Annotated in this window: 2 protein-coding genes (1 of these 2 running past the window's edge); both read right to left on the reverse strand. The window is 75.0% G+C overall.

The window, feature by feature from the left end:
- Window positions 1-8,128 carry the 5' portion of an amino acid adenylation domain-containing protein gene (locus tag OHS33_RS12660; RefSeq protein ID WP_330330499.1) on the reverse strand. Its footprint begins 7,367 nt before the window's first position, so 8,128 of the gene's 15,495 nt are visible here — the first part of the coding sequence; the start codon lies at window positions 8,126-8,128; the stop codon falls past the left edge of the window.
- A complete protein-coding gene (locus tag OHS33_RS12665; protein ID WP_330330500.1) occupies window positions 8,129-14,422 on the reverse strand; it encodes an amino acid adenylation domain-containing protein in 6,294 nt (2,097 codons plus the stop codon).
- Window positions 14,423-14,531: the final 109 nt, after the last annotated feature.

The following is a 14,531-nucleotide window of genomic DNA, read 5'->3' on the forward strand; positions in this document are numbered from 1 at the left end:
ATCCGTCGGAGGCGATGTGGTGCACGGTGAGCAGCAGTACGTGTTCGGTGTCGGAGACGGTGAACAGGGTGGCCCGCAGCGGGAGTTCCGTGGCGAGGTCGAAGCCGCGGGCGGCGGCGCGGCGCAGTTCCGCGTCGAGTTCGCCGGGCGCGGGCCGGACGCTCTCCAGCGGGATCCGGGCGTCGGCGCCGCTGCGGACCTCCTGGCGGGGCCTGCCACCGGTGTCGGGGAAGACGGTCCGCAGGCTCTCGTGCCGCGTGACCACGTCCGTGACGGCCGCGCCCAGCGCTCCGGGGTCGAGGGCGCCGGTGAGCCGGATCGCGAGGGGGATGTTGTACGAGCCGGAGGGGCCTTCCAGCCTGCCGAGGAACCACAGGCGGCGCTGCGCGGACGACAGCGGGACCTCCTGCGGCCGGGGCCGGGCGGTGGGCGCGGGCCGGACCGCGTCGCCGTGGACGATCCGGGTGGCGAAGAGGGCCGGGGTGGGCGCCTCGAAGACCGCCCTGACGTCGACCTCGGACCCGAAGGCGGACCGGACCCGGCTGAGGAGCCGCACCGCGCTCAGCGAGTTGCCGCCGAGCTGGAAGAAGTCGTCGTCCACGCCCACCGCCGGCAGGTCCAGGACCTGGGCGAAGAGCGCGCAGAGGATCTCCTCCTGCGGGGAGCGCGGGAGGCGGGTGGTGGCCGCCGCGAACTCGGGCTCGGGCAGGGCGGCGCGGTCCAGCTTCCCGTTGACGGTCAGGGGCAGCGCGTCCAGGACCACGACGGCCTCGGGGACCAGGTACTCGGGCAGGGTGGCGGCGAGCCGCTCGCGCAGTTCGGCGCCCGCCGGGGTGTTCCCGGCCGCGGGGACGGCGTAGGCGATGAGGCGGGCGCCGTTCTCGCCGCCGTCGCGGACGATGACGGCCTGGGCGTCGATGCCGGGCAGCGCGGCGACCGCGGCGGAGACCTCGCCGAGTTCGATGCGGTGACCGCGGATCTTGACCTGGTCGTCGGCGCGGCCGACGAACACCAGGTCGCCGTCGGCGAGGCGGCGGGCCACGTCGCCGGTGCGGTACATCCGCTCTCCGGCCGGGCCGTACGGGTCGGCGGTGAACCGCTCGGCGGTCAGCGCGGGGCGGCCGAGGTAGCCGCGGGCCAGGCAGGGACCGGCGAGGTACAGCTCGCCCGCGACCCCGGCCGGGACCGGGCGCAGCGCCGCGTCGAGGACGTACGCCCGTACGTTGCCCTGGGGGCGGCCCATCGGGACCGGTCCCGGGGCGAGCGCGGCGCCGGGCGCGATGCGGAACTCGGTGGCGTTGACGGTGGCTTCGGTGGGGCCGTACACGTTCCAGACGGTGGCGTCCGGGTGCCGCTCGCGCCATCCGGCGAGGGCCTCGCCGAGCAGGGCCTCGCCGCCGAGGAGGAGTTCGGTGACGGGCGAGTAGGCGGCGGGCAGCGCGCCGAGCAGCGGCAGGTGGCTCGGGGTGGCCTTCATGAAGGTCACCGGGGTGCCGGCGAGCCGCGCCGCGAGGCCGGGGCTCTCCTCCAGCGCCGTGATGAGCACGCTGCCGCCGACGGTGAGCGGGGTGAACAGAGCGGTGACGGTGAGGTCGAAGGAGACCGGTGAGTGCAGCAGCGCGCGCCCGGCCGCGCCGGGGTAGGCGGCGCCCGCCCAGCGGAGGTAGTCGACCACCGAACGGTGCTCGACGACGACGCCCTTGGGGCGGCCGGTGGAGCCGGAGGTGTAGATGACGTAGGCGGGGTGCCCGGCGCCCGGGCGGCCGGGACCGGCCGGGGCGGTGGCCGGGGCGGCCGCGATGTCCGCGGCGGTCCGCGCGTCGTCGACGACGATCCGCTCGGCGTCCGCGTCCGGCAGCGCGGCGGCGGCGGCCCGGGTGGTCACCAGCAGCCGGGGCGCGGCGTCCTGGAGCAGGTACGCGATGCGCTCCCGCGGGTACGCCGGGTCGACCGGGACGTACGCGGCGCCGGACTTGAGGACCGCGAGCAGGGTCACGACCAGTTCGGCGGAGCGCTCCATGGCGACCGCGACCAGCGTCTCGGGACCGGCGCCCCGGGCGATCAGGGTGTGCGCGAGCCGGTTGGCCCGCTCGTCGAGCTCGGCGTAGCCGACCTCCAGGGCGCCGTCGACGAGCGCGACGGCGTGCGGGGTGCGGGCCGCCTGGTCCGCGATCAGCTCGTGGACCAGGGCGTCGGAGGCGGGCACGGCCGGTCCGGCGGAGCCGGAGGTCAGCGCGCGGGTCTCGGCGCCGTCCAGCAGGGCCAGCCGGCCCAGCGGGGTGTCCGGGGCGTCGGCCACGGCCTCCAGGACGCGGCGCAGCTGCCGGGTGGCGCAGCTCACGACCTGCTCGTCGAGCAGGTCGGGGCGGTGGTACCAGTTGAGGACGAGGCGCTGCTCGTCCTGCATCACCACCATGCCCAGGGGGTAGTGGTTGTCGCCCTTGGTGTCGACCTCGGACAGGGCCAGGCCGTGCACGGTCTCCATCGCGCCGGGCTCCGCCGGGAAGTTCTCGAAGACCACGGCGGTGTCGAAGAGGGTGCCGAGGCCCGCGAGCTTCTGCAGGTCGGCGAGGCCGAGGTGGTGGTAGGCGAGCAGCTCGACCCGCTGCGCCTGGACCCGGGACAGGGTCTCGGCCAGCGAGGCCGCGGGGTCCAGGCGGACCCGCACGGGCACGGTGTTGCTGAAGAGCCCGACCATCGACTCGACGCCGGGCAGCTCCGGCGGGCGGCCGGAGACCGTCTCGCCGAACAGCACGTCGTCGCGGCCGGTGAGGGCGCCGAGCACGATGCCCCAGGCGCCCTGCACCACGGCGTTCAGGGTGAGGCCGTGGGCGCGGGCCGTCGCGGTGAGGGCCGCGGTCAGCCCGTCCGGCAGTTCGTCCACGATCCGGCCGGGCAGGGCCGCGGCGTGCCCGGCGGCTCCGGGGGCGACCAGCGTCGGCTCCTGCACACCGGCCAGCGCGCCGCGCCAGGCGTCCTCGGCCGCGGTGCGGTCCTGGCCGGCCAGCCAGGTCAGGTAGTCCTTGTACGGGACGACCTCCGGCAGTGCCGAGGCGTCGCCGTGGCTCCCGTACAGCTCGAACAGCTCACCGGCCAGCACGGGGGCGGACCAGCCGTCGAGCAGCAGGTGGTGGGCGGCGAAGAGCAGCCGGTGGCGGTCGGGGCCGAGCGTGATCAGGGTGAAGCGGAGCAGCGGCGGGTGCTCGGGGTCGAAGCGGCGGGAGCGCTCCTGGACCAGCAGCCGGTCCAGCTCGGCGCGCTGCTCCTCGTCCCCGAGGTGGCTCAGGTCGTTCTCGTTCCAGGGGAGGGCCACCTCGGCCGGGACGAGCTGGACGGGGACGCCCTCGGCGGTGCGGTGGAAGCAGGCGCGCAGGCTGGCGTGGCGGGACAGCAGTCCGGCGACGGCGGCGCGCAGCGCCCCGGTGTCCAGTGCGCCGCGCACGTCCAGGGCCAGCCGGGTGATGTAGACGTCCTCGGCCCGCTGGTCGTACTCGGTGTGGAAGAGCAGCCCTTCCTGGAGCGGGGACAGCGGCAGGATGTCGCTCAGGTGCGGCCGCGCCCGCTCCAGCCCGTCGATCTCCGCCTGGGTCAGGGGGACGAGCGGTACGTCGGAGGGGACGAGCCCGCCGACGCCCTCGGGGCGCTCCGCGCAGGCCACCAGGGCGCGCAGGGCGTCGAACCAGGCGTCGGCGAGGCGGCGCACCTCGTCCTCGGTCAGCAGGGCGCCCGGCCAGGTCCAGGTGGCGGTGAGGCGCGGGCCGTCGGCGTGGGTCTCGGTGACGGCGTTGGCGGTGAGGGTGTAGGGCAGGGGGGTGGCGTCGTCGGCGCCGCCGCCGAGGCCCCCGTCCTGCTCGTCGTCCCCGGATCCGCCGATGCGGCCGAGGTAGTTGAAGCCGATCTGCGGCTCGGGGAACTTCGCCAGGGCGACGGCGGTGCGCGGGTTGAGGTAGCGCAGCAGGCCGAAGCCGATGCCGTTGTCGGGGATGGCGCGCAGCTGTTCCTTGACCGCCTTGAGGGCGGTGACGAGGGCGGGGCCGCCCGCGGGGAGTTCGGCGGCGGGGACCCGGCCCGGGTCGAGCCGCACCGGGTACAGGCTGGTGAACCAGCCGACCGTACGGGAGAGGTCGGTGTCCGCCACGATGTCCTCGCGGCCGTGGCCTTCGAGTCCGACGAGGACCGAGGAGGTCTCGCCCCGGCCCCGGCCGCGGCGCCAGTCGGCGACGGCGACGGCGAGCGCGGTGAGCAGGACGTCGTTGATCTGCGCGTTGAAGGCGGCCGGGACCCGGCCGAGCAGCGGCTCGGTCACCTCGGCGGGCAGCCTCAGGGTCAGGTGCCCGGCGGTGGCCAGGGTGTCGGAGGCGTCCAGCGGGCGGTCGGTGAGCAGCGGGTCGGGTCCGGAGAGCAGGCCGCGCCACAGCGGGAGTTCGCGGATGCGGTCCGGCTCTCCGGCGGCGGCCGTCAGGTGCTGGGCCCAGCGGCGGAAGGAGGTGCCGACCGGCTCGGGGGTGAAGGCGGCGCCCCGGGCGGCGGCTTCCAGCGCGGCCGAGACCTCGGGCAGCAGGATGCGCCAGGACACTCCGTCGACGCACAGGTGGTGGATGACGAGCAGCAGCCGGCCGGGCAGGTCGGCGCCCGCGTCGAACCAGACGGCCTGCACCATCCGGCCCCGCTCGGGCGCGAGCCGGGCCTGGGCGGCGGCGAACTCCCGCTCGGTGACGGCCCGCAGGGCGTCCGCGTCCAGGCCGGCGACGTCGACCCGGTGGAGGGATTCGGCGGCCACGACGGTGCCGACCGGGGTGATCTCCAGCGTCCACTCGCCGATGTCCTCGATGCGGGCGAGCCGCAGCCGCAGCGCGTCGTGGTGGTCGATGAAGGTCTGGAGCACGGCCGCGATCCGGGCGGTGTCGAGGTCCGCGGGCACGGGCAGCGGCATGGCCTGGTTGAACGGGTCGACGGGGCCGCTGTGTTCGCTGAACCAGTGGATGATCGGGGTGAGCGGGACTCCGCCGACCCCGTCCGAGGGTGCGGCGCGGCGGCGCGCGGGCCCGGTGGACTCGGTCGCGACGGCGGCGACCGCCTCGACGGTCTTGTGGGTGAACACGTCGCGCGGGGTGAACCGCAGCCCGGCCTTGCGGGCGCGGCTGATCAGCTGGATGGAGGCGATGCTGTCACCGCCGAGCTCGAAGAAGCTCTGGTCGGCGCCGACCTCCGGGACGCCCAGGACCTCGGCGAAGAGCGTGCACAGCAGCTCCTCACGGGCGCCCGCGGGGGCGCGCCCCGCGGACACGGTGGGTTCGGGGGCGGGCAGGGCCTTGCGGTCCAGCTTGCCGTTGACCATCAGCGGCAGCGCGTCCAGCGCGATGACGACGGCCGGGACCATGTACTCGGGGAGCAGTTCGGCGACATGGGCGCGCAGGACCCCGGCGTCGACGCTCCCGCCGGCGGCGGGGACGGCGTAGGCGACGAGCTGCTTCACGCCGGGCTGTGCCTCGTGCACGATCACGGCGGCCCGGTCCACGCTGTCGTGGCGGACCAGCGCGGCCTCGATCTCGCCCAGTTCGATGCGGAATCCGCGGACCTTGACCTGGTCGTCGGCGCGGCCGACGAACTCGAACTGGCCGTCCTCGCGCAGTCGTACGAGGTCACCGGTGCGGTACATCCGCTCGCCGGGGACGCCGTACGGGTTGGCGACGAACCGCTCCGAGGTCAGCGCGGCGCGCCGGAGGTAGCCGCGGGCCAGGCCGGGCCCGGCCACGTACAGCTCGCCCGCGGCGCCCTGCGGGACCAGCCTCAGGGCCCGGTCGAGGACGTAGGCGCGGGTGTCGAGCACCGGGGCGCCGATCGGCGGCGCGGTGGCGCCGGGCTCCAGCGGGGTGCTCATGGAGACGGCGACGGTCGACTCGGTGGGGCCGTACGCGTTGACCATCCGGCGGCCGGGGGCCCAGCGCGCGACGAGGTCGGCCGAGGTGGCGTCGCCGCCCACGATCAGGCAGGTGAAGCCGGGCAGGTCCACGGCGGGGACGCTGGCCAGCGCGGCCGGCGGGATGAGGGCGTGCGTCACCCCGCGCGCCGCGATCAGCTCGGCGAGCGGCTCGCCCGCGAGCGGTCCGGGCTCGGGCACCACGAGCGCGGCGCCCGAAGTGAGGGCCATGCACAGTTCCAGCACGGAGGCGTCGAAGCTCGGCGAGGAGAACTGCAGGACCCGGCTGGTCCCGTCGACCGCGAACCGGTCGCGCTCGGTCGCGGCGAAGGCCGCCAGACCCGCGTGCGTGACCAGGACGCCCTTGGGGACACCGGTCGAACCGGAGGTGTAGATCAGGTAGGCGGGCGAGGCGGGCGACACCGGGCCGGCGGCGCGGGCGGGCGCGGCGGCCCGCTCCGGCGCACCGTCCAGCAGCACGACCTGGAGGTCCCGCGCCGGGGGCAGCACGGACGCGTACGCGGACGCGGTGAGCACCGCGACGGGACGGGCGTCGTCGAACATGAACGCGATGCGCTCGGCCGGGTAGTCGGGGTCGACCGGCAGGTAGGCGGCGCCCGCCTTCATCACGGCGAGCGAGCCGACGACGGACTCCACGGAGCGGCCGAGGACCAGCGCCACGACCTGCTCGTGGCCGACGCCACGGGCGGTCAGCCGCGCCGCCAGCTCGTCGGTGCGCGCGTCGAGTTCGGCGTAGGTGAGGGACAGGCCCGCGGACTCGACCGCGACGGCGCCCGGGGTGCGGGCGGCCTGGGCGGCGAACAGTTCGGGGAAGGTGGCGGGCGCCACCGCCGCGGCGGCGGGGGCCGCGGCCAGCTGTGCGCGCTCGCCGTCCGAGATCAGGTCGAGCCCGGCGACGGTGCTGTCCAGGTCCTCGGTCAGCGTCTCCAGGATCCGCACCAGGCGGCCGCCGATGACCTCGACCTCCTCGGTCCCGAAGAGGTCGGGGCGGTAGTTGAGCAGCAGCCGGAGCCTGCCCTCGTGGACGTGCGCGATGAGGCAGAGCGGGTAGTGGTTGGCGTCCAGGACGTCGAAGCCGTCGATGGTCAGGTTCCCGGCGAGGTCGCGCAGGCCCTGGAGGTCGAAGGGGAAGTTCTCGAACGCCACGTAGGTGTCGAAGAGTTCGGGGTGTCCCGACAGCCGCAGGATGTCGCGCATCCCGGTGTTCTGGTGGGGGGCCATCTCCAGGTGCTCGCGCTGGAGCCCGGCCAGCACGGTCCGCAGGGAGTCGGCGCTGCCCGTCCGGACGCGGACGGGCAGCGTGTTGATGAGCATGCCGACCATGCGCTCGATGCCGGGGACCTCCGGGGCGCGGCCGGACACGACGGTGCCGAAGACCACGTCGTCGCGGCCGGTCAGCACCGACAGCAGCAGCGCCCAGGCGCCGTGCACGGCGCTGGAGAAGGTGAGGTCGTTGGACCGCAGCCGGGCGGAGAGCGCCTCGGTGGCCTCGATGGACAGCTCCATGACGAGCTGCTCGGGGTGGACCACCTCGCGGGCCGGGTCGGAGGGCACCAGCCGGGTGGGCGCGTCGAGGCCGGCCAGCGCCCGGCGCCAGGCGTCCTCGGACGCCGCGTGGTCCTGGCGGGCCAGGTGGGCGAGGTGGCTGCGGAAGGGGGTGACGGGCGCCAGTACGGAGGCGTCGCCCCCGTTGGCGTACACCTGGAACAGCTCGCCGAGCAGCACCGAGGTCGACCAGCCGTCGAGCAGCAGGTGGTGGAAGGTGATGAGGAGGCGGTACGCGTCGTCCGTGAGCCGCACCAGCCGGTAGCGGATCAGGGGCGGGCGGGTCAGGTCGAACGGCAGGGCCGTCTCGGCGGCTTGCAGGCGGGCGAGTTCCTCGCCGCGCGCCTCCTCGCCGAGCCCGCTCAGGTCGCTCTCGGCCCACGGCAGTTCCACCTGCCGGGCGACGACCTGTACGGGCTTGCTCTGCTTGGGGTGCAGGAAGCCGACGCGCAGCACGGCGTGCCGGTCCAGGAGCGCCTGGGCGGTGGTGCGCAGCGTGGCGGCGTCGAGCTCGCCGCCGAGGTCGAGCACGACCTGCACGGTGTAGACGTCGTCGCCGCTCTCGTCGTACAGCGCGTGGAAGAGCAGCCCCTCCTGGAGCGGTGACAGCGGAAGGATGTCCTCAGGACCCGACTTCGACATTTACAGCGTCCTCCACTCGGCTTCAAGCCCGTCGATCTCGTCTTGGGAAAGCTCCACCAGCGCCAGGTCCGATGGGCTGTAGCCGCCAGCGTCAGGGCGCTCGGCGTGTTCGGTCAGTGCGCGCAGGGCGCGGAACCAGGTGTCCGCGAGTTCACGGACGTCGGCCTCGGAGAGCAGCCGCCCCGGCCAGGTCCAGGCGGCTTCCAGGCGCGGGCCGTCCGGGTGTGCCCGGGCCACGCAGTTGATCTCCAGCAGGTGGGAGAGCGGCAGGTCGGCGCCCTCGGCCAGGACCACGTCGGTCTCGGCGGCCGGGGTCCAGTCGCCGCCGGGTCCGTCGGCCGGCCCCTGTGCCCGCCCCAGGTAGTTGAAGAGCAGGGGCGCGGTGGCGAGTGCGGCCAGCCGGGGCCCGGCCACCGGGTCGAGGTGGCGCAGCAGCCCGTATCCGATGCCTTCGTCGGGTACGGCCCGCAGCTGCTCCTTGACCGTGCGCACCGCCCGGCCCGCCTCGGCTCCGCCCGCCCACAGTCCGGCCCAGTCCTCGACCCCGGGGTCGAGGCGGGCGGGGCGGATGGTGGTGAACCAGCCGACCGTGCGGGAGAGGTCCACTCCGTCGGCGATCTCCTGGCGGCCGTGGCCCTCCAGGTCCAGGAGCACGCCCGCATCGCCGGGGAGCCCGCGCCGGGCGCGCCAGTGGTCGACGGCCAGGGCCAGGGCGGTGATCAGCACCTCGTGCACGCCCGCGTTCAGCGCGCCGGGCGCCCGGTCCAGCAGGGCTTCGGTGACCTCGGCGGGCAGCGACTGGCTGAGCCGGCGGGCGCTCGCCGCGGTGTCGGCGGCGGGGTCGAGCGGCCGGTCGGTGAGGTCGGGGGCGGGCCGTCGCAGGGCCCGTGTCCACAGCTCCAGCTCACCGGAGCGGCCGGGGGTGTGCTCCCCCAGCAGTTCGGCCCAGCGCCGCAGCGGTGTGCCCACCGGGGCCGGTTCCGGCCGCTTGCCGTCCCTGACGGCCTCCCAGGCGGCCCGCAGGTCGGGCAGCAGGACGGTCCAGGAGACCCCGTCGACGACCAGGTGGTGGGCCGCGAAGAGCAGCCTGCCGGAGGTGCCGGGGCCGGAGTCGAACCAGACGAGCTGGGCCATCGTCCCGGCCTCGGGGGCCAGCCGGTCCCATGCGGCGCGGGCGCCGCGCGCGATGGCGTCGCGCAGCTGCGGGCCGGTGAGCCCGGCGGTGTCGACGCGGCGGACCAGTCCGGCCGCGCGCACACTGCCGCGCCCGGTGATCTCGTACGTCCACCGGCCGCCGGGGCCGCCGCGCTCCAGCCGGGTGCGCAGGGCGTCGTGCCGGTCGAGCAGGGCCTGGAGGGCCTCGGCCAGTTCGGCTTCGCCGAGGCCGGGCGGGACCTGGACCAGGGCGCTCTGGTGGAAGGCGTCGACGGGGCCGCCGCGCTCCTCCAGCCAGCGCATGATCGGGGTCGCGGGGAACGGGCCAGTCCCGGCGTTCTCGTCGGCCGCGGGGGCCGCGCCCTCCTCGGTGACCTGGGCGGCGAGCGCCGCCACGGTCTTCAGTTCGAAGACGGCCTTCGGGGAGAGCCCCAGGCCCAGCCTGCGGGCCCGGGCCACCAGCTGGATGGAGACGATGCTGTCGCCGCCCAGCGCGAAGAAGCTGTCGTGCAGTCCGACGCTCTCGCGGCCGAGCACGTCGGCGAAGAGCCCGGCGAGGGTGCGCTCCACGTCGGTGCGCGGGGCGTCGTCGTCCGCGGCCGCACCGGTGAGCGCGGGAGCGGGCAGCGCCTTGCGGTCGAGCTTGCCGTTCGGGGTCAGCGGCAGCTCGTCCAGGACGACGACCGCGGCGGGCACCATGTAGGCGGGCAGCGGTCCGCGCGTGGACGAGAGCACCTCGTCCGGATCGACCGGCGCCTCCTCCTCCCCCGCGCGCGGGACGACGTACCCGACGAGCTGCTTGCGGCCGGGGCCGTCCTCGCGGACGGTGGCGGCGGCCGCGGACACCCGGGGGTGCCGGGCCAGGGCCGCCTCGACCTCGCCGAGTTCGATGCGGAACCCGTTCAGCTTCACCTGGTCGTCGGCGCGGCCGAGGTACTCCAGCTCGCCGTCGGCGCGCCAGCGGCCCACGTCTCCGGTGCGGTACATCCGGGCGCCCGCCGGGCCGTGCGGATCGGCGACGAAGCGCTCCGCGGTCAGCGCGGGACGGCCCAGGTAGCCGCGGGCCAGCTGGCCGCCACCGATGTGGATCTCACCGGCGACGCCGGGCGGTACGGGGTTCAGCTCCGGGTCGAGCACATGGATGACGGAGTTCCACATCGGCCGGCCGATCGGCACGGGGCCGCTCGGGGCGCTCTCGTCGGGGCCGATCCGGAACTCGGCGCAGCCGACGGTCGCCTCGGTGGGCCCGTACTCGTTGATGACGGTGATGCCGGGCCGCTGCCGGCGCAGTTCGTCGACGACCTCGCCGATCAGCATCTCGCCGCCGACGACCAGTTCCCGGGTCGGGGAGAACTCCTCGGGCAGGACGCCCAGGAGGGCGAGGTGCGCGGGGGTCGCCTTGAGGAAGGCGGGGCGCGGGGCGCCCGTGCCGGGGCCCTCCAGGTCCGTGACGCGGACGCTGCCGCCGGAGATCAGCGGGGCGTACAGCGAGGTGACGGTCAGGTCGAAGGAGACCGGCGAGTGCAGCAGGGTGCTGTCGCGGACCGCCGGGTAGCGCTCGCGGGCGTACTCCAGGTAGACGGCGACGGACCGGTGGCCTACGACGACGCCCTTGGGGCGGCCGGTGGAACCCGAGGTGTAGATGACGTAGGCGGGGTGCGCCGGGTCCAGGGGCGCGGTGCGCTCGTCGTCCCGCGGGTCGAGGGAGGAGGCGTGCCGCTCCTCGGTGACGTCGAGCACGGGCACCCCGTCCGGTACCGCGTGCAGGGTGTCCGGGCGGGCCAGGACGAGGGCCGCATCCGCGTCCCGGAGCATGTACGCGATCCGTTCGGCGGGGTACTCGGGGTCGACGGGGACGTACGCCGCACCGGACTTGAGGGTCGCGAGCAGGGCCGTGACCAGCTCGGCGGAGCGCGGCAGGAGGACGGCGACCCGCTGCTCGGGACCGGCTCCGGCGGCGATCAGGGTGTGCGCCAGCCGGTTGGCCCGGGCGTTGAGTTCGGCGTACGACCAGGTCCGCTCCCCCTCGGTCAGGGCGGGCGCCGACGGGGTGCGGGCGGCCTGCCGCTCGAAGAGGGCGGGCAGGAGCAGTACGGGCTCCACCACCGGCGCCTGCGCGAACTCGCCGAGCACCTGGCGGCGTTCGGCCGCGGTCAGGACGTCGATCCGCCCGATCCGCTGCCCGGGGTCGGCGGTGAAGGCCTCCAGCACCCGGACCAGGCGCCCGGCCATCGCCTCGATGGTCGCGCGGTCGAACAGGTCGGTGCTGTACTCCAGCCGTCCGGAGATCCCGGTCGCGGCCTCGTGGCCGGCCGAGCGCTCGTCCAGGCCGAACAGCAGGTCGATCTTGGTGACGCCCGGGTCCACCTGCTGCGGGGTGGTGGTCAGGCCCGGCAGTTCCAGGGTGGACCCGGCGGGCGTCTGGACGTCCATCATCACCTGGAACAGCGGGTTCCGGGCGAGCGAGCGCTCCGGGTTGAGCGCCTCGACCAGCCGCTCGAAGGGCACGTCCTGATGGGCGTGGGCGGACAGGGACATCTCGCGGGACCGGTCGAGGAGCTGTCCGACGGTCGGGTTGCCGGAGACGTCGTTGCGGAACACGACGGTGTTCACGAAGCAGCCGACGAGGTCGTCCAGCCGGGAGTCGCCGCGTCCGGCGACCGCGCTGCCCAGCGGGATGTCCTGGCCCGCGCCGAGCTTGCCCAGCAGGACCGCGACGGCGCTCTGGAGCACCATGAAGAGGCTGGCCTTGTGGGTGCGGCCGAGGTCGGTCAGACGCTGGTGCAGCGCGGGGGCGATGTCGAAGCGGACGATGTCCCCCCGCTGGGACAGCTCGCCGGGCCGCGGCCGGTCCGTCGGCAGGTGGAGCTGCTCGGGCAGCCCGGCCAGGGCCCCCTTCCAGTACTCCAGCTGTCCGGCCAGCGGGCTGTCCGGGTCGCTCTCGCTGCCCAGGACGGACTGCTGCCACAGCGTGTAGTCGGCGTACTGGACCGGCATCGGCGCGAAGGCGGGCCGTTCACCGGCGGCGCGGGCCGCGTAGGCGAGGCCCAGGTCGCGGGCGAGCGGCTCCAGCGACAGGCCGTCGCCGACGATGTGGTGGAGGACGACCAGCAGGACGTGTTCCTCCGGGCCCAGCACCAGCAGCCGGGGCCGGACGGCGAGGCCCGCGGTCAGGTCGAAGCCCTCGGCCACCACCGCGGCGACCGTGGCGTCGAGCGTCGCGGCGTCGGCGGCCAGCTCGGTGAGTTCCACCCGCGCGGCGGCGTCGGCCGGGGGGAGGATCTCCTGGCGCGGCCTGCCGTCGGTCTCGGGGAAGGTGGTGCGCAGGCTCTCGTGCCGGGCCAGCACGTCCTGGAACGCCTGGGCCAGCGCGGCCCGGTCCAGCCGGCCGCCGAGCTTGAGCGCGAGGCCCATGTTGTAGGCGCCGCTCGGGCCCTGGAGCTGGTTGACCAGCCAGAGCCGCTGCTGGGTGAGGGACAGCGGGAGTTCGGCGGGGCGGGCGACGGGCTCCAGCGGCCGGCGGCGGCCCGCGGCCCCGTCGAGGTGCGCGGCGAGTCCGGCGACCGTCGGCGTCTCGAAGACGGTGCGGATGGAGAGTTCGGCGCCGAAGGTCTCACGGATCCGGCCGAGCAGCCGGATCGCGGAGAGCGAATGCCCGCCGCACTCGAAGAAGTTGTCGTCGACGCCGACCCGGTCGGCCTTGAGCACGTCCGCCACCAGCGCGCAGAGCGTCTCCTCGCGCGGGCTGCCGGGCGCGCGGTAGGCGGCGGCCGGGGCCGCGCCGGTCTGCGGCCCGGTGGGCACCGGCGGCGTCCAGCCCGCGGGGACCGAGAGGTCCACGGCCTCCAGCAGATCGGCGGGGTCGGCGGCGGCGAGGGCGGTGAGGAAGCCGGTGAGCGCCTCGCGGTGGCCGCGGACCGCCTCGTCGGTGTAGAGGTCGGCGTTGGCGTGGAAGTCGATCAGGAAGCCGTCGTCCGGGGTGCGGTTGTCGATGACCAGCGAGAGGTCTTCCTCGGGGCCGATCGAGAAGCCGCGGACGGTCGCGCCGTGACCGGCGAAGTCGAGGCGCTCGCCGTACATGATCAGGTTGATCTCGGGGCCCCACAGCCGCTTGCGGTCACCGACCAGGCCGAGGTCGCGGTGGATGTCCTCGTAGCGGTAGCGCTGGTGGCGCAGGGCCTGGTGCAGTTCGCCGCTCACCGAGCGGAGGAAGTCCGCCACGGTCGTCTCCGGCCGGGCGCTCACCCGGATGGGCAGCGCGTTGGAGACCATGCCCGGGGTGCGTTTGGCGGCCGCGGCGGGCCGGGCGGCGGCGGCGAGACCCAGGACGATGTCCTCGGCGCCGGTGAGCCGGTGCAGGTACCCGGCGATGCCCGCGACGACGACGGCGGGCCAGCTGACCCGCAGCTCCCGCGCGAGGTCGCGCAGCGCGTCGGCGCTGCCCGCGGGGACCCGGCCGGCCTGGCGGACGTGGTCGGCGGGAACCCGGGTGGGGCGGGGCGCGAGGCTGACCGGCTCGGTGGTTCCGGAGAGCCGCTGGGTCCAGAACGCGCGGTCCTCGGCGAACTGTTCGGACTCCCGGTAGGCGCAGTCCAGTGCGACGAGCTCGCCCAGGGGCGCGAAGGCGGTCGGCGCCGGCTCGGCGCCGACGGCCAGCGCCGAGTACAGCGCGGCGACCCGGGAGACGATCAGCGACCAGCTGTATCCGTCGACGACGGTGTGGTGCACCCGGCTGAACCAGGTGTACCGGTCCTCGGCGCGCCGGATGAGACCGAAGGTGAACAGCGGTCCGGCGTCGAGGTCCACCGGGGCCTTCACCCGGGCGAGCATCCACTCCTCGGCGGCGGCCTCCGGGTCCGGGGCACCGGACACGTCCAGGTGGTGCACCTGCCAGTCCGGTTCCGCGTCGACGGTCTGCACCGGGCCCTCGGGACCGGGTACGAAGCGGACGCGCAGGGTTTCGGCCTCCGCCACCACGCGGCGCAACGCGGCTTCGAAGACGATGGAATCGACCTCGCCCGATATCTCGACGCATTCGGCGATGCTGTACATCGGGTTGTCCGGATTCACCTGCTGGGCCAGCCACATTCCGTACTGCGCGGCCGTCAGCGGCAATTGGAGTCCATTCCGGTCGGCCATTGCCATTCACTCCGATTGAGTAGACGCTTCGATACCCGTAGAGAACCGCTCGCCGGCCGTATCGGCGGGGCGATGCGGCTCACACTACGAATCAACCGCGGGCCCGCCT

Source organism: Streptomyces sp. NBC_00536 (assembly GCF_036346295.1).
In the GTDB taxonomy this organism is placed as follows: Bacteria; Actinomycetota; Actinomycetes; order Streptomycetales; family Streptomycetaceae; genus Streptomyces.

Coding starts and splice junctions, on each gene's coding strand:
- OHS33_RS12665 (WP_330330500.1), bottom strand. CDS start 14,422: ATGGCCGACCGGAATGGACTCCAATTGCCGCTGACGGCCGCGCAGTAC.